This is a genomic window from Tepidibacter mesophilus (genome assembly GCF_002724055.1).
In the GTDB taxonomy this organism is placed as follows: Bacteria; Bacillota; Clostridia; order Peptostreptococcales; family Peptostreptococcaceae; genus Tepidibacter_A; species Tepidibacter_A mesophilus.
The window spans coordinates 1-24819 of the sequence record NZ_BDQY01000034.1 but is presented as its reverse complement, the minus strand read 5'-3'; the positions used below and the strand labels follow the sequence as shown (position 1 = coordinate 24819).

Here is a 24819-nt window from a genome sequence, read left to right as displayed (position 1 = left end):
GATTATTATAATAATTATAGATATCAATGGAATTTAAAGAAGATGACTCCTGTATCATTCAGAAATCATCTTCTATCTGCTGCATAGTCTTTTTTTATAATGTCCTTGACAAAGGGTACATTTTAAAGTGCCATGGCTTTTTTTCTTGTAAATCTTGTTCTCTCAATATAAAATGAATAATTATAATGATTTTACAAAAGGGAGGAAGCTATGCAAGACACTGAACTTAAAAAAATTCAAGACACAGTAATCAAATATGCTAATGCAATATCTACTATTATAAATGTAGATGTTGAGATAGTTGACAATAATTTGTATAGAATAGCTGGGACTGGTATATATAAAGATAAAATAAACCAAGACATGTCTAATGAGGGTTCTATATACAAACATGTATTACAAACCAGTGAATCATATATAATAAAAGACCCTAAAAAACATGAATTTTGCCAAGAATGTAGAGATAAATTAAGTTGCATAGAGACAATGTTAATATGTAAACCTATAAAACTGAATGAAGAAATAATAGGAGTAATAGGTCTTGTTTGTTATAACGAAAAGCAAAAACAACTTTTAAGTGAAAATTTAAGTTCGTATTTAGAATTTTTAGATAGAATAAGTGAATTCATAAGTATGAAGGCCTACGAAGATTCAGAACATGAAAAAAAGCAATCGATGATAAATCTATTGAATCAGATAATAGATAGTGTTGATAAGGGAGTCATAGTATTAAATAAAGATGATATTATAACTGATATGAATTCAAGTGCTATAGATGAGTTGAAACTAAATCAATATGATAATGTAAAAGTCAAACTTTCTGTTATAAAAGAAAATATATCAGGTGAAGAAGAATATAAATTAACTGTAAAGGATAAAAGTATATATCTTATAGGCAAATTAATACCTGTATTTCCGGATATACAATCATGTGATAAAATACTAATATTTAGTCAGATAAAGAAGGCTAATAATTCTAAAAATAAATTTCAGGTAGCTCCTAACTTAATAAACATAGATAATATACTAGGTAATTCAACTTCTATAATGAAGATAAAGGAAAAAATAAAAAAAATATCTAATTCTAGTTCAACTGTACTTATTACAGGTGAGAGTGGGACGGGTAAAGAACTTATAGCAAGAGCTGTTCATTCTGAAAGTAATAGATGGGATAAACCATTTGTGGCAATAAACTGTGGTGCTATCCCCGATAATTTATTAGAAAGTGAATTGTTTGGATATATAAGGGGAGCGTTTACAGGAGCAGATCCTAACGGGAAAATAGGTAAATTTGAACTTGCAAATAAAGGAACTATATTTTTAGATGAAATAGGGGATATGCCTCTATTTCTTCAAGTGAAAATACTGAGGATATTACAAGAGAGGACGCTTGTAAGAATAGGATCTAATCATCTTATAGAGTTAGACATTAGAGTAATAGCCGCTACTAATAAAGATTTAAAGAAGTTAATAGAAGAAAAAACATTTAGAGAAGATTTATATTATAGATTAAATATAATACCGTTAGAAATTCCTTCTCTTAGAGAAAGAGATGACGATATTGAAATTATTATGATGAATATTATAAATAAATTCAATAAATTATTTTCAAAACAGGTCGAGAGTGTAGATTATAAGGCTAAAAAACTTCTAAAAAATTATAGTTGGCCTGGAAATGTAAGAGAACTTGAAAACGTAGTTGAATTTATGATGAATATGGCAGAGGAAAATAAAATTATAATGCCACAGATGCTACCTAAATATATAGAAGAACCTCAAGACGAGATTGACATGAAGGAAATATCAAATGAAAAAATACTTTCTTTAAAGGAAATTGAGAAAAAATATATACTTAAAGCTTTGAAAAAATATGGAGATGATACTAGGGGAAAAGAATTAGTTGCAAAGAAGCTTGGAATAGGTATGACTACATTATATAGAAAATTGAAGGAAAAATAAGTAATAATTTCCAAAATGAAATTAAAAAAATATATACAAAACAGTTGAAAAGTGGCTAAAAATGTAGAAAAATAACCTTAAGCATATGAAATTTCCAAAATGAAAATTTTTTTTCAAAATGAAAAAATAAAAGCCTATTTTTGTTAAAAAAATACTTACAAAAATAGGCTTTTATTTTTTTTTATTCTTTTTTATTTTGCTAAGATACTGTAAAATTCAATGTTTCAGTATTTTAATATGAAAAACACCCGAGGAAAATGTTTTCTTGGCATAAGAATTGCTTATATATATTGGTGTAAAAAATAAAAATTTAACATGGAGGTAATGGTATGGATCAAAAAATAAAATATATTAAAAATAGTATGCTAGATCAAAAAAGATCTCTTGATTTTTTATGTGATGAAGAAATAAGAAAGTCTAAAAACTTTCACGAAAGTTTTCCTCAATATACAAAGACACCTTTAGTTAAATTAGATAGTTTAGCTAAAAATTTGAATTTAGGTGGAATATACGTAAAGGATGAATCTTATAGATTTGGACTTAATGCATTTAAGGTACTTGGGGGATCTTTTGCAATGGGTAAATATCTTGCTGGTAAGCTCGACAAAGATATATCAGAGCTTAGCTTTGAAAAGTTAACTGATGAAGAAACAAGAAAAGAATTAGGAGAGATAACTTATGTAACAGCTACTGATGGTAACCACGGTAGAGGAGTAGCTTGGACTGCAAATCAACTTAAGCAAAAATCAGTAGTATATATGCCAAAAGGATCTTCTTTAACTAGACTTGAAAACATAAGAAAAGAAGGTGCTGAAGCTAGTATAACTGATATGAACTATGATGATGCTGTACGTCTTGCATCTGAAAATGCAGATAAAAATGGATGGTTAGTAGTTCAAGATACAGCTTGGGAAGGATATGAAGAAATACCTACTTGGATTATGCAAGGATATGGAACAATGGCGCTTGAAGCTTCTGAACAGCTTAAAGAATATGGAGTTGGAAGACCAACACATGTATTTGTTCAAGCGGGAGTTGGATCTTTAGCAGGAGCAGTTCAAGGATATTTTGCATCAGTATATAAAGAAGATTGCCCGATTACAGTTGTTGTAGAATCAGATTTAGCTGATTGTTTATACAAATCTGCTTTAGCAGGAGATGGGGAGCCAAGATTTGTGGGTGGAGATATGCAAACAATTATGGCTGGTCTTGCTTGTGGAGAGCCTAATACTATAGGATGGGAAGTTTTAAGATCTTATACTTCGATGTTCGTATCTTGTCCTGATTGGGTTGCTGCTAATGGAATGAGAGTATTAGGGAACCCACTTAGAGGAGATGAAAAAGTAGTATCTGGAGAGTCAGGTGCAGTTTCAGCAGGTTTAATACATGCAATAATGACAAGAGAAGATATGAAAGATTTAAAAGAGCAACTTAAGTTAGATGAAAACTCAAGAGTACTTTTATTCAGTACAGAAGGAGATACAGATCCTGATAAGTACAGAAGTATTGTATGGGGTGGAGAGCATCAAAGCGTATAATATATAGAAGTTATATTGAAAGGGGATTTTAAAAATGGAAATAATGAATCAACAAAGAAAAGAAGAACTTACAAAAATTTGTCAAAATTTACTTCGTCAACAAAGTTACTCTGGAGAAGAGAGTAAAGTAGTTGAAGCTATAAAAGGTTGGTCTAAAGAATTAGGATTTGATGATTGTATAGTAGACGAGTATGGTAATGTTATATGCCATATTAAAGGAAATAAACCAGGAAAGAAAATATTATTTGATGGACATATAGATACTGTTCCAGTACCAGATGATTCGAAATGGACTCAAGCGCCTTTTGGTGGGGAAATAGTAGATGGAAAAATTTATGGTCGTGGAGCTTCTGATATGAAGGGTGCTGTAAGTGCTATGTTAGCAGCTTGTTCATACTTTGCAAAGGATATGAAGAAAGAGTTTGCTGGAGATCTTTATGTTGCAGGAGTAGTACATGAAGAAATATTTGAAGGCGTTTCAGCTAGAAAAATAAGTGATAATATAAAGCCTGATTATGTAGTAATAGGTGAAGCTTCAAGACTTAACCTGAAGATAGGTCAACGTGGACGCGGAGAAATAGTTATAGAAACTTTTGGAAAACCTGCTCACTCAGCTAACCCAGAAAAAGGTATAAATGCAGTTTATAAAATGTCAAAAGTTATAGATAAAGTACAAAGTTTGAAGCCAATAAATCATCCGGTATTAGGAGATGGAATATTAGTTTTAACTGATATTAAATCTTCTCCATATCCAGGAGCTTCAGTAGTTCCAGACTACTGTAAGGCTACTTTTGATAGAAGACTTTTAGTTGGAGAAACAAAAGAATCTGTACTTAAGCCGATTGAAGATTTATTAGAAGAAATGAGAAAAGAAGATTCAGAATTAAATGTTAAAGTTTCTTATGCTATAGGAGTAGAAAAATGTTATACAGGAGAGACAATTGAAGGAGAGAGATTCTTCCCAGGTTGGTTATATGAAGAAGAAGATGAGTTTGTTCAAATAGCATACAAAGGGTTAAAAGAAGTAGGACTTGAACCTGAAGTTACTCAATACTCTTTCTGTACAAATGGTAGTCACTATGCAGGGGAAAAAGGAATCAAGACTATAGGATTTGGACCATCTCAAGAAAATCTTGCTCACACAATAGATGAATATATAGAAGAAGAACAATTATTCAATGGTGCATTAGGGTACTACGGAATATTAAAATCTTTATATTTATAAGAGGAATAAATCCACAAGCATTAAGAGTTTGTTTTTGAATTAACAATTCAAAATACAAGCTCTGAGCTTGCGGGAAAAATATGAATATATAAGAAGGTGACTATAATGGGAATATTAATTAAGAATGGTTTAGTTGTAGATGGTACAGGAGAAAAGGGATTTAAAGCAGATATTCTTGTACAAGGAGATAAAATATCTAAAATAGAAAAAAATATACACGGTGATTTTGATAAAGTCTTAGATGTAGATGGAATGATTGTAAGTCCAGGATTTATAGATACTCATAGCCATTCAGATCTTATAACTTTAGTAAATCCATATAATGAAATCAAAATACGTCAGGGAATTACGACAGAAGTATTAGGTCAAGATGGAATATCTATGGCACCACTTCCTAAAAAATTCATAAGCACTTGGAGAAAGAATATAGCTGGACTCGATGGAGACTCTGATGATATAGATTGGGAATATGAAACCACGGATAATTATCTGAAAATTATGGAAAAACAAGGAGTTGGATTAAATCAAACGTATTTAGTTCCTCATGGTAATGTTCGAATGGAAGCTATGGGACTTGAAAACAGACCTGCTACTAAAGAAGAAATCCAAAAAATGTGTGAAATAACAAGAAGAGAGATGGAAGCTGGAGCTTTAGGTCTTTCAACAGGTCTTATATACATACCATGTGCTTATTCTTTAACAGAAGAATTAGTTGAAATGTGTAAGGTTGTAGCTGAATTTGATGGAGCGTTCGTAATACATCAAAGGAGTGAAGCTGATACTATTTTAGATTCTATGAAGGAAGTAATAGAAATAGGTAAAAAATCAGGTGTTAAAGTTCATTTTTCACACTTTAAGGTATGTGGAAAGAAAAATTGGAAGTACATAGATGATGTTTTAAAGCTTTTAGATAAGGCACAAGATGAGGGGATAACAGTATCTTTTGATCAGTATCCATATGTTGCAGGAAGTACTATGCTTGGAGTAATTCTGCCTCCTTGGGCACATGATGGAGGAACGGATAAGTTAATAGAGAGATTAGCAGATAAAGACCTTAGAGCTAAAATGGTTGAGGACATGAAAAATGGAATACCGGGATGGGATAATTTTGTAGACTTTGCTGGTATGGATAATATATTTGTAACTAGTGTTAAGAGCAAAGAAAATGAAGATTTAATAGGTAAAAGCCTTACTCAAATAGGAGAAATAAGAGGAAAAGATGCATTCGAAGCTACTTTTGATTTATTGTATCAAGAGGAAAATGCCGTTGGAATGGTAGACTTTTATGGTCTTGACGAACATGTAATCAAGTTTTTAACTAGACCTGAGCAAAATGTTTGTACAGATGGACTTTTATCAGGTAAGCCTCATCCTAGAGCATATGGATCTTTTCCAAGAATTTTAGGAAAGTATGTAAGAGAAGAAAAGGCTCTGTCGTTAGAAGATGCTATATACAAGATGACAAACAAACCTGCGCATGCTTTCAAAATTAAAGATAGAGGGCTTTTACAAGAAGGAAAGTATGCAGATATAGTTATATTCAACCCTGAGACAGTTAAAGATACTGCAACGTATGTTGATCCTATTCAATATCCAGTAGGCATTGAGTATGTTTTAATAAACGGTAACGTAGTTGTAGATTCTGGAGAATATAAGAAAGTATTAGCTGGAAAAGTTATAAGAGGATAAGAGGGGGATAAGTGATGCTTTTAGTAGGTAACGGAAAAGTAATTACTCACAACAGTTCTATACCATATATCGAAAATGGATGTGTGGTAATTGAGAAAAACATTATTGTGGATTTCGGAAATACCAATGAATTAAAAGCAATATATAAGGATGCTGAGTTTATAGATGCAAAAGGCAAGGTGATAATGCCTGGTATGGTAAATACTCATATGCATATATATAGTTCTTTTGCAAGAGGAATGGCTCTTAAAGGAGAACCTTCTCAAAATTTTATAGAAATACTTAATAATTTATGGTGGAAGATAGATAAAAAACTTACACTTGATGATGTTAGATATAGCGCTATATCTACATATATAGATTGTATAAAAAATGGAACAACTACTGTGTTTGATCATCACGCGAGTCAAGGAGCAGTAAGAGACAGCTTATTTACTATAGGAGAAGTGTCTAAAAAATTAGGAGTAAGAAGTTGTCTGTGTTATGAAATAACAGATAGAGATGGAATGGACATAAGAGATGAAACTATAGAGGAAAATGTTAATTTTGTAACACATACTAATCAAATTAATGATGATATGTTAAAGGGAATGTTTGGACTTCATGCTTCATTTACTCTTTCTGATGATACATTAAAGAAAGCTACACAAAAGGCTTCTAACTTAAATACAGGCTTCCATGTACATACAGCTGAAGGAATAGATGATTTATATGATTCGTTAAAGAAATACAATAAAAGAGTAGTTCAAAGATATATGGATTTTGGAATGCTTGGAGAGAAAACAATTGCAGTTCACTGCATTCATGTAAATAATGCAGAAATAGATATGTTAAAGGAAACAAATACAAGTGTTGTTCATAATCCGGAATCAAATATGGGAAATGCAGTTGGATGCTCACCTGTACTTGAAATTATGAAAAGGGGAGTACGATTAGGACTGGGAACTGATGGATATACAAGTGACATGTTCGAATCTATGAAAGTTGGAAACATAATTCATAAGCACAATATATGTAATCCAAGTGTGGCTTACGCAGAAATACCACAAATGTTATTTGACAACAATAGAGAAATATCATCAAAGTTCTTTGAAAAAAGTGTTGGAATAATAGAAAAAGGAGCATATGCAGACGTTATAATAGTTGACTATAAAGCTCATACTCCTATGAATGCAAATAACTATAACAGCCATATATTATTTGGAATGTCAGGAAGAAGCGTTGATACTACAATAATAAATGGAAAAGTAGTTATGAAAGATAGAATCATATTGGGAATAGATGAAGATGAAATATACTCAAAATCTCAAGAGTTAGCAAGGGATCTTTGGAATAAAATCTAATAAATTTTCTAGAGGGGGAAATGAAATGGATAACAAGACAAACAAAAACATTATGCCTGTAGACGAGATACTTCCTATAGGACAGACAATAATACTTGCACTACAGCACGTACTTGCAATGTGTGCAGGTGCTATAGCAGTTCCAATTATAGTAGGAAATGCGGCAGGGTTATCTCAAGAGGAAATAATATTTCTTATAAATGCAGATCTATTTGTAGCCGGTATTGCAACTTTGATTCAATCATTAGGTGTGGGGAACTTCATAGGGGCTAAGATACCTATGGTAGAAGGAACCAGTTTTGCAACAGTGTCGGCTATGGTTGCAATTGCAGGAAATTATAATTCGAATCCACATGTTGCAATGTGCACAATATTTGGATCAGTACTTATTGCAGGTATATTTAGTTTTTCTATGGCACCATTTTTCAGTAAATTATTAAGATTTTTCCCAAAAGTAGTTACTGGAACAGTGATAACTATAATAGGTATATCTCTTCTACCAGTAGCAGTTAGATGGTCAGCAGGAAATAATATGTCTTCTCCTGATTTTGGAAGTCCTGAAAATGTCTTAATGGCATTTGGAGTTCTTGTTATGATTTTAGTAATGAATAAATACTTAAAAGGTATATGGGGAAGTGTATCCATACTTTTAGGTATAGTATTTGGAACGATAATAGCATCTATGATAGGAATGTCTGATTTTAGTACGGTAGCAACATCTAATTTTATAAGCTTTAATACGCCTTTTCACTTTGGAATGCCAAGGTTTGATATAACAGCAATAATCTCTTTATTACTTGTAACATTAGTTATAATGACTGAGGCAACAGGAAATATAATAGCTATTCACGAGATGGTAGGAAAGCCTTTAGATGACAAAAACTTAGCAAGAGGTCTTAGAACAGATGGATTTGCAACGATGATTGCGTCAGTATTTAATACTTTCCCTCATACAGCATTTGCTCAAAATGTAGGGCTTGTGAACTTAACAGGAATAAAGAGTAGATACGTTGTTGCAACATCTGGTGGTATATTGTTTTTACTTGGTGTATTCCCTAAAGTTGCTGCATTATTTGCATCAATACCGTATCCAGTTTTGGGTGGGGCAGGATTTGCTATGTTTGGAATGGTAGCTTCTGGTGGTATAAAAAGTCTCGGTAGCGTTGAATTTGATGGAAATAAAAATGGTATCATAGTCGCAGTAAGTATCGGTCTTGCCATGATTCCAGTTGCTGTACCAACTTTTTATCATGCATTTCCAAATTGGGTGAATACTTTATTTCACAGTGGGATAACTACGGGAAGTTTATGTGCAATAGTTTTAAATGTTTTCTTTAATGGTAGTGGTAAAAAAGAAAAAAAAGAGCGATTGGAAGCATGATTTGAAATTTTTGAATAAGTTAATTCATTAAAATTTTTATAAAAAATAATTTATATAATCTTATGGAGGTAATTATAATGGCTAAAATAAATATTGATCTTTGTGGAATGAAACTTACAAATCCTATTATGCCTGCGGCAGGCCCAAATGTTAAAGATGGAGAGATGTGTAAAAAATCTATAGAGGGTGGAGCAGGAGCTGTAGTTACAAAAACTATATCGTTATTACCAGCAGATGTTCCTCGTCCATGTATGGCAGAAATAAAAGGTGGATTCTTAAATACAGAGCTTTGGTCAGAACTTTCAAAAGAACAATGGGTAGAAAAAGAGTACAAGATAGCTAAAGAAGCGGGAGCACCAATGATTATAAGTATGGGGTATACAGAAGAACAAATAAGAGAAGTTGCTCCACTTGTAAAACCATTTGCAGATGCAGTTGAACTTTCAACTCATTATGTTGGAACAGATGTGACACCTATAATAAGAGCATTAAATGCTGCAAAAGAGGCTTTAGATGTACCTGTATTCATGAAGATGAGTCCTCATACAGATATTCAAAAAATTGCAAAAGCAGTTGAAGAAGCAGGAGCAGACGGACTTTTAATGATGAACTCGTATGGACCGTGCATGGGAATAGATGTGAAAACAGGATACCCTATAATGGGAAGTCAAAAAGGATACGGATGGCTTTCAGGAGCTGCTATAAAGCCAATAGCAGTAAGATGCATATATGATGTAGCACAAGTGGTGGACATTCCTATAATAGGAGTTGGAGGAGTAACAAATGGACTTGATGCAGCAGAAATGATAATGGCAGGAGCATCAGCTGTTCAAGTGTGTACAGAAGCTATACTTAAAGGACCTGGAATATACGGAAAGATAGCTAAAGAGTTAAATGATTTCCTAGATGAGCACGGATACGATGATGTAGCTCAAATAAAAGGACTTACTCATAAAAAAATGGCTGATAGAAATTTTAGAACACACTCTATACCAGCTTATGTAGACAACAACAAGTGTATATCTTGTGGGATATGTAAGAAGCTATGTCCTTACGAAGCTATAACTATTGAAGATAAATTAGTAATAGATAAAGAAAAATGTTTTGGATGTGGGCTTTGTGTATCTAAGTGTCCTAAGGGAGCTCTTGGAATATCATTCAAATAAAAAGGAGATTTTTTTAATGGGTGTAGTTATAAAAGGTGGAAAAATTATAACTGATACTGATTCATATTATGCCGATTTGAGAATAGAAAATGAAAAAATAGTCTCTATAGGAAGTAATATAGAAATAGAAGGTGATGAGGTAGTTACAGCTCAAGGCTGCTACCTTCTTCCGGGAGCAATAGACCCTCATACACATTTTGATTTAGATGTAGGATCTACTGTTACAGCAGATGACTTCGAAAGTGGAAGCAAGGCGGCTTTAATCGGAGGAACTACAACTATAATAGACTTTGCAACTCAAAGTAAAGGAGAAACGCTAAAAGAGGGTCTTAATAATTGGCATAAAAAAGCAGATCAAAAGTGTTATTGTGATTATGGATTTCATATGGCAATAACAGATTGGAATGAAAATGTATCTAGTGAAATGGAAGAAATGAAGGATTTAGGAGTTACATCTTATAAGATGTATATGGCATACAAGAATGTACTTCAAGTTAATGATTCAGAAATACTTAATGCATTAAACAAAAGCAAAGAAATAGGAGCTTTAATGAGTTTTCACTGTGAAAATGGAGATATAATAGATTTTTTAGTTAATAAAGCTAAGAATAATAATGAAGTTTCTCCTAAATATCATGCTATTACAAGACCAGATGATGCAGAAGCTGAAGCAGTTTACAGGATTATTAAATTAGCTAAAATGGCAGATGCCCCTATATATATAGTTCATTTAAGCACAAAACGTGCTCTTGAGATTGTAACAAAAGAAAGAAAAAATGGAGTAAAGATATATGTAGAAACATGTCCTCAATATCTTCTTTTGGATGAGAGTTGTTATGAAATGGATAAGGAAGATGATTTTCAGGCAGCTAAATATGTAATGTCACCTCCTCTTAGAAAGAAAGAAGATCAAGAGTATTTGTGGAATGGTATAAAAAACAAGGATATAGATACAGTTGCAACTGATCATTGTTCTTTTAACTATAAAGGACAAAAAGAGTTAGGCAGAAATGATTTTAGCAAAATACCTAATGGTTCTCCAGGAGTAGAGCATAGATTGGTACTTATGTACACTAATGGAGTATTAAAAGAAAGAATAACTTTAAATCAGATGATAGATGCAATATCTACTAAACCTGCAAAACTATTTGGTATTTATCCCCAAAAGGGAACTATCTCAATTGGAAGTGACGCTGATATAGTTATATTCAATCCTAATTATAAAGGTAAAATAAGTGCTAAAGATCAAATTCAAAATGTGGATTACACTCCATATGAAGGTTTTGTTCAAATGGGAAGAGTGAGGGATGTATTCTTAAGAGGAAATAGAGTTGTTAAAGAATTCTTAATTTGCGATAAGTCTCCTTGTGGAAAATATATCTATAGAAAATAATATACAAATGGGGGAAGTCATAATGTATAGATTTATAGTTAACTCGAAGCAAATAGAGGCAGGTGAAGATAAAAAACTGCTAGACTTTTTAAGAGATGACTTGAGACTTATATCTGTAAAAGATGGTTGTTCAGAGGGTGCTTGCGGAACTTGTATGATTCTAGTAGATGGAAGAGCTATGAAAGCTTGTGTTCTAAAAACTTCCAAAGTGCAAGGGAAGAAAATTGTAACAGTAGAAGGACTTTCTGAAAGAGAAAAAGATGTATATGCTTGGGCATTTTCAGAAGCTGGAGCTGTTCAATGCGGATTTTGTATTCCAGGAATGGTTATAAGTGCTAAAGGACTTTTAGATAAAAATTTAAATCCCACAAGAGAAGAATTAAAAAAAGCACTCAATGGAAATATATGTAGATGCACAGGATATGTAAAAATAGAAGAAGCTATATTGATGGTAGCAAAAATTCTTAGAGAAGATATAGAGGTGCCTAAAGTTGAGTGTAAGGGGTTAATTGGTCAAAATATGCATAGAGTAGATGCTAAGGATAAGGTTTTAGGAACTGGTGAATATGTAGGAGACCTATATGTAGATGAAATGCTTTACGGGTCAGCTCTTAGAACAAAATATCCTAGAGCATTAGTTAAAAGTATAGACATTTCAAAAGCTGCAAATCATCCAGGAGTTGAACGTGTTGTTTTAGCAAATGATATACCTGGAAAACGATACATAGGACATATAATACAAGATTGGCCTGCGTTAATAGCTAAAGGAGAAGAAACAAGATATATAGGAGATTCTATTGCCTTAGTTGCTGCTACTTCTAAAAAAGTCTTAAAAGAAGCTCTTGAGTTAATTGAAGTTGAGTATGAAGAGTTGACGCCTATGACAAGCCCTGAAATGGCTATGAAAGAGGATGCTCCAAAAATTCATGCAAATGGAAATATATTAAAGAAAGAAGTTTTATCAAGAGGAAATGTTGATGAAATTATTGCTAATTCGAAATATATTGTAACTAAGAAATATTCTACACCTTTTACAGAGCATGCATTCTTAGAGCCTGAAAGTGCTTTATCTATGCCTGATGGGGACGGAGTTATAATATATACAGGAGCTCAAGGCATATATGATGAGCAACACGAGATTTCAGATCTTTTAGGACTTGAACCAGACAAGGTAAGAGTTATAAGTAAATATGTTGGTGGTGGATTTGGTGGAAAAGAAGATATGAGTGTTCAACATCATGCTGCATTACTTGCATATTTAACTAAAAAACCTGTTAAAGTAACTCTAACAAGACAAGAAAGTATAAACATACATCCAAAGAGACATGCAGCAGAGATGGAGTTTACTACAGCTTGTGATGAGAATGGGTATTTGACAGCTATGAAAGCTACTATAATAGCTGATACTGGAGCTTATGCATCTTTAGGGGGACCAGTTTTACAAAGGCTTTGTACTCATGCAGCAGGACCATATAACTATCAAAATTCACATGTAGAGGGAACTGCTGTGTATACGAATAATCCTCCAGCAGGAGCATTTAGAGGGTTTGGAGTTACTCAGTCTGCATTTGCAACAGAGTGTAATCTAAATCTATTGGCTGAAATGGTTGGGATATCGCCATGGGATATAAGATATAGAAATGCTATACTTCCGGGTCAAGTCCTTCCAAATGGACAAATAGCTGATGAGACAACAGCTCTTAGAGAAACTTTAGAGGCAGTTAAAGAAGAATACGATAAGCATAAATATGTAGGAGTATCTTGTGCATTCAAAAACAGCGGTATAGGAGTCGGACTTCCTGATATCGGAAGATGTAGACTAAGTGTAATAAATGGCAAGGTCCATATAAGAACTAGTGCTGCTTGTATAGGCCAAGGTATGGGGACGGTTACTACTCAAATAGTATGTGAAACGACTAATCTAACACCTGATATAATAATAGTAGATTCTCCTGATACAGCTAAGACTCCAAATTCAGGTACAACTACAGCTTCAAGACAAACGGTATTTACTGGAGAGGCTACCAAATTAGCATCTAAAAAGCTTAAAATAGCACTAAGTACTAAATCTCTTGATGAACTTAATGGAGAAGATTTTTATGCTGAATATTCAGGGATAACAGATCCTATGGGATCAAATAAACAAAATCCAAAGAGCCATATAGCCTATGGATATGCAACTCAAGTTATTATTTTAGATGAAAAAGGAATTATTACTAAGGTTTTAGCAGCTCATGATGTAGGAAAGGCTATAAATCCTAAGAATGTAGAAGGACAAATAGAGGGTGGAGTAGTAATGGGACTTGGATATGCTCTTACGGAAGATTATCCACTTGAAAATAGTATTCCTAAGGCTAAATTTGGAACACTTGGATTATTTAGAGCGCCAAAGGTTCCAAAAATACAACCAATAGTTATAGAAAATAGCAGAGAAAATCTTGCTTATGGAGCAAAAGGAGTAGGAGAGATAGTTGTAATACCAACAGCACCAGCTGTACAAGGGGCTTATTATAAATTAGATGGTAAGTTTAGAACTAAGTTGCCATTAGAAAACACTGCTTATAAAAAATAGAATAATATAAAGTTAATAGATTTTTTAGAAATAGAAAACTTAAAATGCAATATGATAAGCATAGTAGGTGGAGGTGGAAAAACCTCCACCTTATTTAAGATTTCAAAGTATGATATTATAAATGAAAATGCTACTTTAAATTTTGTAAGAAATAAAAAAAGAATTTTTTGAAATTCAGGAAATGTAAAAAAGTTATAACACTTAATAAGTGTTATAACAAAAACATTATATAATTGGGAGTTGATAGCGTGATATGTGGAATAATACTAGCCTCTGGATTCTCAAGGAGGTTTGGTAAAGATAAACTAATTCAAGAAATAGATGGAGAAAAGATTATAGAAAAGATTATAAAACAAGCTAAAAACTCAAACTTTAAAGAATTGATAATAGTATATAGAAATTATTATATCAGGGCAATTGCTGATAAATACAATATTAAGAGTGTACATAATATAGATGCTAATAAAGGTCAAAGCAGTTCATTAAAAAAAGGTATATTGGCAAATGAACAAGATTGTAATGGATTTATGTTTTTAATGGGAGATCAACCGTTTTTGAAATCTGAACATATAAACAGATTGATTGATGAATTTAGAAATAATAACTCAACGAAAATAATCGTTCCAAGGTACTTGGGAGTAAACGGAAGTCCTGTGATATTTCCGACGTGCTTAAAGGAATGCTTACTAAATATAAGTGGAGACACAGGTGGTAAAAAAGTTATAAATAAAAATCTAGAAAAAGTGCATTTTGTGAACTTTGAAGAAGCTATAGTGGGAAAAGATATAGATACTTTAGACGAATTAAGACAAATAAAGGATGATTATTATGAATGATGTAGTTATAATAAGAAGTGGTGGAGATATAGCAAGTGGAATAGCGCATAGGCTGCATAGATGTGGATTTAAAGTTATAATGCTTGAAATAGAAAAGCCATTGGCTATAAGAAGAAGTGTATCTTTTGCAGATTGTATAAATACATTAAAAAAAGAAATAGAGAATGTTGTGGCACGATATATAAAAAAGTATGATGAAATATATAGAGTATGGGAAAATGATGAGATTCCTCTAATAATTGATGAAAACTGCGATATATTGAATCATATAAAGCCGTTAGCATTAGTAGATGCTATACTTGCGAAAAAAAACACAGGGACCTATATAGATATGGCACCAATAACAATAGGCATTGGCCCTGGATTTGAAGCAGGAGTTGATGTTGACTTAGTTGTAGAAACTAATAGAGGACAGGCTTTAGGCCAAGTAATACATAGTGGAAAGGCTCAAGAAAATACTGGAATACCTGGAAATATAATAGGATATACAATTGAAAGGGTTATTAAATCTCCTTGCGATGGAGTTTTAACTATAAAAGAAGATATAGGAAATATGGTAAATAAAGGAGATATTTTATGTTATGTAGATAATGAGCCTGTTAAAACTGTAATTTCAGGCATTGTAAGAGGAATGATAGAGAATAATACTAATGTTTATAAAGGTCTTAAAATAGCAGATGTTGATCCAAGAGGCAATATTGAGCATTGCAGTATTATATCGGATAAAGCAAGAGCAGTAGGTGGTGGAGTAGTAGAAGCTATAATGCATATGAAAAACAGAGTTTTGGGAGGTGAATTGTAATGGATGATATTATATTTGATTTTATTTCTAAGGAAATAAAAAATAATAAAACAGTAGCAATGGCTTTAATAACAAAGACGAGTGGATCTATACCTGCAAAAGAAGGAAGTGTATTACTTGTATTTGAAGATGGAAGTATATCTGGAACGGTAGGTGGAGGTGTTTTGGAAAATGAAGTTATAAAAGAATGTAAAAAATCACTTAAAACATATGCAAATAATTTATATACATATAGCTTAGCTGAAGGTGGAGGCTTAGGTGCTCAATGCGGAGGAAAAGCAGAGATATTCATAAAGATTTTTAGACCTAAGGAAAAAATTATTATAGCTGGTGGAGGTCATATAGGATTAAAACTTTATGAAATATCAAAAATTTTAGGTTTATATACTGTTATTGTAGATGATAGAGAAGAATTTGCAAATAAGGACAGATTTCCTAAAGCACAAGAGCTGATATGTGGTAATATATATGAAGGGCTTAAAAACTATGATATAAATCAAAATACATATGTAGTTATAGTTACCAGAGGGCATGAGTGTGATGAAGAAGCATTAAGAGCTGTTATAGATAAAAACGCAGGATATATTGGGATGATTGGAAGCAAGAAAAAAGTTAAATATATATATGATAATTTAAGACAAGATGGTGTTGATGAAGAACTTATTCAAAGAGTATATGCACCTATTGGGCTAGATGTTAATGGTAATTCTCCAGCTGAAATAGCTCTTAATATAATGACTCAAATACAGTTAATAAAAAAAGGTGGAACTTTAAATCATAAAAAGGATGTAAAATAAGAGAATATAAACTTAGGGGATGATGATATGTGGAATTTAATTAGTCTAGAAGAAGCATACAATAGATTGGCTTGTGTGAAAGAAGGAAATATTGAGTACGTAAGTTTAGAAGAATCTCTAGATAGAGTAGCAGCAGAAAATATTTATTCAGACAAAAACCTTCCTGGATTTAAAAAATCTATGTTTGATGGATATGCTGTAATAAGTGAGGATATAGATAAATTAGAAAAATTAAATATAATTGGAAAGGTTAATATGGGTAAAGTCCCTGAATTTGAAATTAAATCAGGAGAATGTGCATATATAACTACAGGCGCTATGCTTCCAAAAGGAGCAAATACTGTTGTTATGGTAGAAGATTGTGATGTATATGAAAATAGTGTAAGAATAAACACAACTTTAAATGATTGGGATAATATAACTTTTGAAGATGAAGACTTAAAATTAGGTGATATTTTAGTTAAGAAAGGTCAAATTATAAAACCGTATCATATAGCAGTATTAGCAGGGGTTGGAATAACAAATATAAAGGTTAAAAAAAAGATAAATATAGGTATAATATCTACAGGAGATGAGATAGTATCTCCGTATGATGAGTGTACTATACCACAAATAAGAGATATAAATGGATATTATTTAGATGCACACTGCAAAATACTTGGGTGTAACTCTAAACATTATGGAGTAGCAAAAGATGATAAAATTGAATTTGAAAGATATGTTCAAAATGCTTTAAAGGATAATGACATAGTGATACTATCAGGAGCAAGCTCTGTTGGAGCTAAGGATTATACGCCTGAAATAGTTGCAAAACAATCAGATGTGTTGTTTCATGGAGTGGCTATAAAACCAGGAAAACCAACTCTTGTAGCTAAAACGTCAGATAATAAGTATATAGTAGGACTTCCAGGAAATCCTCTATCGTCAGCAGTTTCATTCAAGTTGATTTTATGTAAAATTATAGATAAAATATATGGGATACACAATAAAGAGCTGAAATTTAAATATATAATTAAAGAAGATTGTGTAAATAAATATAATAGAGAATTTTATGCTCCAGCTAAAATAGAGGGAAATGAAGTAAAAGTAATTAATGTTAAATCATCTGCTATAAGCGTTATGTTAAATATAGATGGATTTATAAAAATAAGCAAGGATAAAACCATAATTAAAAAAGGTGAAGAAGTAGAAGTTATAATTTAAAGGGGGAGATTAAAAAATGAATTATAAAAGGTTTTTTTCTTTTATATTAGTTTTGTTACTTGGATTTTCAGTAATAGGTTGTAGTCAAACTAATGTAGAAAAAAAATTAGATATTATGGTTAATGCAGGGCTTAAAAAACCTATGGATGAACTTATTGAGAAGTATCAAAAGGAAAAAGGTGGAATAATAAATGTAAGTTATGGAGCATCAGGAAGCCTTTACTCTCAAATACATACAGGACAACCCTGTGATATATTTTTCTCAGCAAATTACAAATATATAGATAAGCTTGATAAAGAAGATAAAAGATTAAAGATTGGGAAAAATATTTTTAAAGAAAAACTAGTACTAGTTGTATCTGAAGATGCTAAAGATAAAATTAAGTCAATAGAAGATATAATTAAGGAAGATGTTACTTTAGCCATAACGGATAAAAATGCTCCAGTAGGGGTGTATTCTGAAACATCACTTAGCAATTTAGGAATATTAGATAAGCTGAATGAAAAAGAAAATATTAAAGCTAGACCATCTAATGTTGCAAATTCGGCAATGCTTATAAAAGAAAATCAAGTAGATGCAACTCTATTATATAAAAGTACTGCTATTATGAATGATTTAACTATAGTCGATGAAATTGATAATTCATATTCAGGAAATATAGTATTTGGGGTAGGTCTTTTAAGTGAAGAAAATGAAGAATTATCTAAAGATTTCTTATTATATCTAGAGAGTAATTATGATATATTTGAAAAATATGGATTGGAATTTATAAAATAGATGAAAAGAGATTATATAAAAATATTTTTTATACCATTTATATTTTTTTTGATACTTTTCCCAATATTTATGCTGATTATTAATATGGATATGAATGAAATAGTAGGTATTTTAAAGGATAAGTATTTTTTATATAGTATAAGAAATACTTTACTTGCAGGACTTATAGCATCTATTATATCAATAGTTTTTGCTTTGGGATTTGGGTATTATCATTTGTTTTTTAAAAATACATTTTTCTATAGATTTATAAATGTAATAAATGAACTACCTGTAGTATTACCTCATACTGTAGCAGGGCTTGCTTTACTGTTGGCATTTGGAAGAAATACATTTGGATTTATAAGTAATACAGGGCTTGCTTTTTCATTTGGAGCATTGATTATAGGTATGGTATTTGTATCTTATCCTTTTGCAGCTAGAACTATATCTACATCAATAAATCTTATAGATGAAAATATTATAAATGTAGCTAGAACATTAGGAGACTCACCCCAAGAAGTATATATTAAAATTGTAATTCCTTATATAAAAAAATCTTTAGTTTCTGCATTTTTATTATCATTTTCAAGAACAATAAGTGAATTTGCTGTGTTGATGATATTTGCAGGAAATATGCCTAGAAAAACTCAAGTCATATCTTCTTATGTTTTCACAAAGATTGAGGAAGGAGAGATAGAGTTGGCTATAACTGCCAGCATATTTTCATTAGTACTTTCATTGATATTGATATTTTTAATGAATTTTATCGAAGGGAGAAATAAGAAAAATGCTTGAGATAAAGGGGTTAAGAAAAACATACAATAACAAGATAGTCCTAAACGATATAAGTATAGAACTAGATAGTGGAATTAATGTTATAGTCGGGCTTAATGGAACAGGAAAGTCTACTTTGTTAAAAAGTATATCTGGAATAATAAAAGTAGATAGTGGAAAAATAATATTAAAAAAAAGGGATATAACGAATCTTCCTCCAGAAAAAAGAAATATAGGGTATGTTCCACAGCAGCCGTATTTGTTCGCTCATATGAATATAAGAGATAATATTATGTATGGTTTAAAGAAAAAATCTCAAATGTCTGATGAAATAAAAGAAGCTGTAGAATTTTTAGATATGGAAAAATATCTTGATCTAAAGCCTAGTGAGTTAAGTGGAGGTTATAAAAGTAGAACTTCATTGCTTAGAGCTTTAGCTATAAAACCTGAGCTTATGATTTTAGATGAGCCTACAAGCTCTTTAGATATATATTCGAAACGAATTTTAATACCGTATTTTAAAAGTATATTAAATAAATTTAATATACCAGCTATATATGTAACTCATGATCCTTGGGAAGGTAATGAAATAGGTGATAACTTCATATTTTTAAGTGAAGGTAAGCTTATAAAAACAAATTCTTCTGATGAAGCGTTTTTGAGAATAAAAAAATACTTAGCATAATAAAATGGACTTTATGCTAAGTATTTTTTTATATTTCCAACTCTTGACCATTTACCATATTTTTTATCCATTTAAATGAGCTAAATCTTCTTTTTATAAATATAAATTTAGTTATCTCTTCAACTCCAGTAAATGCAACAACCATATATACTGGTAGATGTAGTATGAATGCAGCGATAAAAGCTAGAGGTATTCCTATAAACCAAAGGGTTATACCTTGAAGTATTGATCCATAAGTTGTATCCCCACCACCTCTTAATATTCCTACTATCATAATAAAGTTATAGACTCTTATAAGCATTATTATTGAGTATACATAAAGTATATAAGTCGAGTATAGCTTAACCTCGTTAGATACATTAAAGAAAGAAACAATAGGACTTGCAGATATTAAAAGAACTATACCCATAATTAAAGAAATAAGTACAGAAAGCCTGGATATTTTTTTTGAGGATTCTATAGCTACATCTTCTTTATTAGCACCTATTTGATTTCCTACTATAACAAGTGTTGAATAAGCAAGACCAAAGCTAAATATCATGAATAAGTTCATTATAGTTGAACATATTTGCATAGATGCGGCTGATTTGGTGCTTATTCTTGCATATATTGCAATATATGTTACGTTACCAATTCCCCAGCAAGCTTCGTTTAACACTATTGGAATAGTAACAGAGGATAAAGCTTTTTTAAGATTATTAGATAATCCAGTAAAATCTTGAGGTTTGATTTTTAAAACACTATTTTTAAAGTATATATTGAATAATATAACTGAGCACTCGCAAGTCCTTGCTATAAGTGTAGCAATAGCAGCACCTTGAGTTTTAAGTTCAGGCATTCCAAATTTACCAAATATTAATATATAGTTTAAAATACCGTTTATTAAAAGTCCCGTTAAACTTGCAAACATAGGTAGCTTAGTATTTTGAACACTTCTAAGGGCAGATGCAAATGTAAATGTTATTGAAGTGAATATATAGCTTAAAACGGTTATTCTTAGATATTTACTGCCTATATTTATAACTGATGTATCTTTGTTAAATACTGCTATTATATTCTGTGGAATTATAAGTCCTATTAACAAAAAGGCTAGTGATATTAATACACTTACATATAAAGATTTACTTAAAACTTTTTGTATATTACCTTTATCGTTTTTTCCCCACAGTTGAGCTATTAAAACACCACATCCACTACCAACACCCATTGCAAACAATGAGAATAAGAAGTAGTATTGATTTGCTATACCTACAGAAGCAAGTTCAACTTCTCCTATTTTACCTATCATCATAGTATCTAGCATGTTAAGTGATGATGTTATTAAACTTTGAAGTATTATAGGAATCGTTATTACAAATAGATTTTTATAGAATTGCTTATCGTTTTTATACTCTTTAATAAAATTAAGTGACATATAATATCTCCTTTCGCACAAAAAAACATCCACTTCGAGTTTTTTTGAAGTGGATGTTCAACACTTATATATATATATATTTTACTATATTAATAATAAATATATATATGCATTTTGTCAATAAGAATTTTAATAAATTATTTAGAATATATTTAATTGAAGAGGTGATTTAATGAATAGGAGTTTAAAAAGTAAGATTATTAGAGATTGTGTTCATGGTGATATATTTCTTAATAATAAATTTTTAAAAATAGTGGATACCGCTGAATTTCAAAGACTTAGAAGGATTCGTCAACTTGCTATAGTTAATTTGCTATTTCCGAGTGCAGAACATACTAGATTTTCTCATTGTTTAGGTACATTTCATATTATGGGAAAAATTATAGATCATTTTGAAAAAGAGTTTAAAAATATAAATATAAGTATCGATAGTAGGGATAAGGAAGTAGCATTAGCTGCTGCACTACTTCATGATATTGGGCATGGTCCTTTCTCTCATACATTTGAGGAGATATTTCCAAATAAAAATATGAATCATGAAATGTGGACAATCAAGATAATAACAGATAAAAGTACTGATTTAAACAAGATATTAGTAGAAAGTTTTGATCAAGACTTTCCAAATGATGTGGCAAGTCTTATAGATAAATCAGCATACAAACGAAATTGCTATGATAAAAAAATAGATTTAAATTTCATACTTTCATCGTTAGTAAGTAGTCAAATAGATGCAGACAGAATGGATTATATAATGAGAGATTCTATTTATACAGGTGTTAGTTATGGGGGAATTGATATATCTAGGATAATAAAATCTATGACTATAAAAAGGAATGGGGATAAATACTGTTTATGTGTATATGAAAAATATTTACCTGATATAGAGTGTTATCTTTTGTCAAGATATCAAATGCATAAAGGTGTATATAACCATAGTTTTAAATGTGAAATGGAAGGAGTAGTAAAAAAGATATTTGTTAGAATGAAAGAATTATTTAAGAATAATAAATTAGATAAAAAAATGCTGCCAAAGGCTATAATACCTATACTTACAGATTCGAAATATACATTGGAGGATTATATGACAATTGATGATTGCACTTTATTATATTTATTTAATGAACTTAAAAGAAGTGATGATTTAATACTGTCTAAATTATGTAAATGCATTATTGATAGAAATAAATTTGAGCAAATAGAAGATGTTGAAAATATAGATTTATATAAAGAAAAACTAATAAATGAATTAAGAATAAAGGGATATGAAATAAAAAATTTAGATACAGAGTATTTTTGGTTAGAGGTTTCAAAAGACTATAAAGCTTATGAAACTAATAAAGACAATATACTAGTATATAATAATAAAGGAAAAATAAAAGATTTGACGGAAATCTCTAATATAATATCGCCTAGTGTATGTGAAAGAAAAACTCATATTTTTATAAACCATGATATATTAAATGAATTAATAAAATACAATTGAGAATAAATGTATAAATTTCACAATTAAAGGCTATAGTGTAGATATCAATACTTAAGGAGGATGTTATGGATATTGATATTTACAAACATATGAATAAAAGTATAAATTATGAAATACCTATAAATCACTTAAATAGTATAGTTCAACTAGTATCAACAAATGAACAACTGAGTAACTATTTTAATTCAAAGCAAAAATCATTCATAGACAATATTTTTTATGATTTTTCAATGATATTTAGAAAAAATAGATTTTGTATAAATAGTGAATATGATAGAAATATAGTAGCTAAAAATAACAAATATACTATAAAATTATTTGGAGAATCTAGAGAATACACATTATCATTTGAAAATGATAAAAAGAATTTAAAAGAATTTATATTACATATAAATCCGAATGAATCAAAGTTTACAGTTTTATCAAAAGACTGTGGATGGTATATAAATTCAAATGGAAATGTGTCTAGCTGTAAAGAAATTGAATATAGTGATTGTGAATTTTTAAAAGAAGAAATAGGAAAATTAAGAGCATTAAAATATGAAAAAATAGATGCGGCTAAATACATAGAAAATCTAGATTTTAATATATCTTTATTTAAAAATAAGACATTAGTTGGAGAGTGTGAAAATCTAAAAGATGTATTTGATAAAATAACTAAATTATAATTATATTCATTAATCACAATATAGACTTAATGTGTTAAAATATAGTAGATACATAATTAGGTTTAGGAAAATGGAGTGATTGTATGTTTAGAACTATAAAGTGGTTTATTTATTTTTGGTACAGCTTAATAGCATTGACGCCAGATATGAAAAAGGTAAAGAAGTTAAATGAGCAAGGAGATATAGTCCAAAAAGATAAAATAGTGTATGAAAAGGCAAGTAATTGGGCTAAAAATCTAGTGGATTTAAGTGGAACTAGGGTAAGTGTTATAGGAGAAGATAATATACCTGAGGATGAAGCTGTTTTATTTGTTAGCAATCATCAAGGAAATTTTGATATCCCAATACTTCTAGGATTTATAAAAAAACCTAAAGCGTTTGTTGCAAAAGAAGAATTAAGAAAATTTCCTTTACTGAGTACGTGGATGGAGTATATGAATTGTATATTTTTGAATAGGTCTAATAGTAGAGAATCTATAAAAGCGGTTAAACAAGGTATTAATAACTTAAAACAAGGATACTCTATGGTAATATTTCCGGAGGGAACTAGAAGTAGGGATGGTGAATTAGGAGAATTCAAACCTGGAGCATTAAAGCTTGCGACAAAATCAAAAGCTAGTATAGTTCCTATTACAATAAATGGATCTAAGAATATTATGACAAAAGGAAGCTTTATAATAAAACCAGCTGAGGTTGAGGTGATAATTTCTAAGCCAATAGAAATTGAAGAAGGTATGGATAAGGATACGAAATCTCTTACAGAAAATATAAAAAATATTATAAACGATAATTTGGAGCACAAGGAAAAAATATATGATAAAAAATTCGTCTAGTCGCTACGCTAAGTGTAGCTATTTCATCAATATTATCCAGAATTTGAAGATAAATATAAAAGCAGTCTGAAGGTTAACCTTTAGGCTGCTTTTTTTATTAAGTAATATAAAAAAGATTCATTAAATATAATATACTGTACTTTTATTTTAAATAATAAAGAGATTAACTTAAGACCAGCTAGTTATAGTCAATAGTTTTTACAATTATTTTTAAGTTATGTTTTTAGGCACAAGAAATAGACTATCTAGTCTACACGAATAATTGATAGTTTGATTTTAATATAGTTCATAATTAGCC

21 protein-coding genes are annotated in these 24819 nt (G+C 30.6%); 20 read left to right on the top strand and 1 reads right to left on the bottom strand.

All coding sequences use genetic code 11. From position 1 onward, the window contains the following. The 17 genes from Tmeso_RS14895 to Tmeso_RS14815 form a co-directional block, all read left to right on the top strand. The coding region (locus tag Tmeso_RS14895; RefSeq protein WP_145993156.1) for an IS3 family transposase at positions 1–87 on the top strand (87 nt) is incomplete at its 5' end. Between the two features lie 123 nt (positions 88–210). After that, on the top strand, positions 211–1959 hold the full coding sequence (locus tag Tmeso_RS14890) for a sigma-54 interaction domain-containing protein (RefSeq protein WP_099192617.1): 1749 nt from the start codon (positions 211–213) through the stop codon (positions 1957–1959). 329 nt (positions 1960–2288) lie between these two features. Next, positions 2289–3497, top strand: coding sequence for a diaminopropionate ammonia-lyase (gene dpaL, locus Tmeso_RS14885; protein ID WP_099192616.1), 1209 nt, complete (start codon positions 2289–2291; stop codon positions 3495–3497). Between the two features lie 34 nt (positions 3498–3531). Next, positions 3532–4722: a YgeY family selenium metabolism-linked hydrolase gene (locus Tmeso_RS14880; protein ID WP_207653863.1), complete on the top strand. Its 1191-nt coding sequence runs from the start codon at positions 3532–3534 to the stop codon at positions 4720–4722. Positions 4723–4827: 105 nt separating this feature from the next. After that, positions 4828–6411 carry an N-acyl-D-amino-acid deacylase family protein gene (locus Tmeso_RS14875; RefSeq protein ID WP_099192614.1) on the top strand — a complete coding sequence of 528 codons (1584 nt, stop codon included), beginning with the start codon at positions 4828–4830 and terminating at the stop codon, positions 6409–6411. Positions 6412–6425: 14 nt separating this feature from the next. Further along, a complete protein-coding gene (ssnA, locus tag Tmeso_RS14870) occupies positions 6426–7754 on the top strand; it encodes a putative aminohydrolase SsnA (protein ID WP_099192612.1) in 1329 nt (442 codons plus the stop codon). 25 nt (positions 7755–7779) lie between these two features. Further along, positions 7780–9135: a nucleobase:cation symporter-2 family protein gene (locus Tmeso_RS14865; RefSeq protein ID WP_099192610.1), complete on the top strand. Its 1356-nt coding sequence runs from the start codon at positions 7780–7782 to the stop codon at positions 9133–9135. Positions 9136–9212: 77 nt separating this feature from the next. Beyond that, positions 9213–10301: a 4Fe-4S binding protein gene (locus tag Tmeso_RS14860; RefSeq protein ID WP_099192608.1), complete on the top strand. Its 1089-nt coding sequence runs from the start codon at positions 9213–9215 to the stop codon at positions 10299–10301. Between the two features lie 16 nt (positions 10302–10317). After that, positions 10318–11694 carry a dihydropyrimidinase gene (gene hydA, locus Tmeso_RS14855; RefSeq protein WP_099192606.1) on the top strand — a complete coding sequence of 459 codons (1377 nt, stop codon included), beginning with the start codon at positions 10318–10320 and terminating at the stop codon, positions 11692–11694. Between the two features lie 22 nt (positions 11695–11716). Beyond that, positions 11717–14266: a selenium-dependent xanthine dehydrogenase gene (xdh, locus tag Tmeso_RS14850; protein ID WP_099192604.1), complete on the top strand. Its 2550-nt coding sequence runs from the start codon at positions 11717–11719 to the stop codon at positions 14264–14266. A gap of 248 nt (positions 14267–14514) precedes the next feature. Next, positions 14515–15102, top strand: a complete 588-nt coding sequence (locus Tmeso_RS14845; protein WP_187296399.1) for a nucleotidyltransferase family protein — start codon at positions 14515–14517, stop codon at positions 15100–15102. Then, positions 15095–15904, top strand: a complete 810-nt coding sequence (yqeB, locus tag Tmeso_RS14840) for a selenium-dependent molybdenum cofactor biosynthesis protein YqeB (RefSeq protein WP_330400371.1) — start codon at positions 15095–15097, stop codon at positions 15902–15904. Before Tmeso_RS14845 ends, yqeB begins: the two co-directional genes overlap by 8 nt. Next, positions 15904–16701 carry an XdhC family protein gene (locus tag Tmeso_RS14835; protein WP_099192599.1) on the top strand — a complete coding sequence of 266 codons (798 nt, stop codon included), beginning with the start codon at positions 15904–15906 and terminating at the stop codon, positions 16699–16701. The genes yqeB and Tmeso_RS14835 overlap by 1 nt, the downstream gene beginning before the upstream one ends. A gap of 27 nt (positions 16702–16728) precedes the next feature. Next, a complete protein-coding gene (locus Tmeso_RS14830; RefSeq protein ID WP_099192597.1) occupies positions 16729–17904 on the top strand; it encodes a molybdopterin molybdotransferase MoeA in 1176 nt (391 codons plus the stop codon). Positions 17905–17920: 16 nt separating this feature from the next. Continuing rightward, positions 17921–18682, top strand: a complete 762-nt coding sequence (gene modA, locus Tmeso_RS14825; protein ID WP_099192595.1) for a molybdate ABC transporter substrate-binding protein — start codon at positions 17921–17923, stop codon at positions 18680–18682. Positions 18683–18766: 84 nt separating this feature from the next. Further along, the gene (locus Tmeso_RS14820; protein ID WP_242967951.1) at positions 18767–19459 is read left to right on the top strand and encodes an ABC transporter permease; all 693 of its coding nucleotides are present in this window, start codon (positions 18767–18769) and stop codon (positions 19457–19459) included. Then, positions 19452–20123 (top strand): ATP-binding cassette domain-containing protein, encoded by a 672-nt coding sequence (locus tag Tmeso_RS14815; RefSeq protein ID WP_099192591.1) that lies wholly within the window; start codon positions 19452–19454, stop codon positions 20121–20123. The genes Tmeso_RS14820 and Tmeso_RS14815 overlap by 8 nt, the downstream gene beginning before the upstream one ends. 28 nt (positions 20124–20151) lie before the next feature. On the opposite strand, the gene Tmeso_RS14810 is transcribed toward Tmeso_RS14815, so the two are convergent. After that, positions 20152–21537: an MATE family efflux transporter gene (locus Tmeso_RS14810; RefSeq protein WP_099192589.1), complete on the bottom strand. Its 1386-nt coding sequence runs from the start codon at positions 21535–21537 to the stop codon at positions 20152–20154. A gap of 172 nt (positions 21538–21709) precedes the next feature. On the opposite strand from Tmeso_RS14810, the gene Tmeso_RS14805 reads away from it, so the two are divergent. From Tmeso_RS14805 to Tmeso_RS14795, 3 genes are all read left to right on the top strand, one after another. After that, positions 21710–23020: an HD domain-containing protein gene (locus Tmeso_RS14805; protein ID WP_099192587.1), complete on the top strand. Its 1311-nt coding sequence runs from the start codon at positions 21710–21712 to the stop codon at positions 23018–23020. Between the two features lie 65 nt (positions 23021–23085). Beyond that, complete coding sequence (locus Tmeso_RS14800) at positions 23086–23688, top strand: hypothetical protein (protein ID WP_099192585.1); 603 nt, start codon at positions 23086–23088, stop codon at positions 23686–23688. Between the two features lie 83 nt (positions 23689–23771). Then, positions 23772–24521, top strand: coding sequence for a lysophospholipid acyltransferase family protein (locus tag Tmeso_RS14795; protein ID WP_099192582.1), 750 nt, complete (start codon positions 23772–23774; stop codon positions 24519–24521). Positions 24522–24819: the final 298 nt, after the last annotated feature.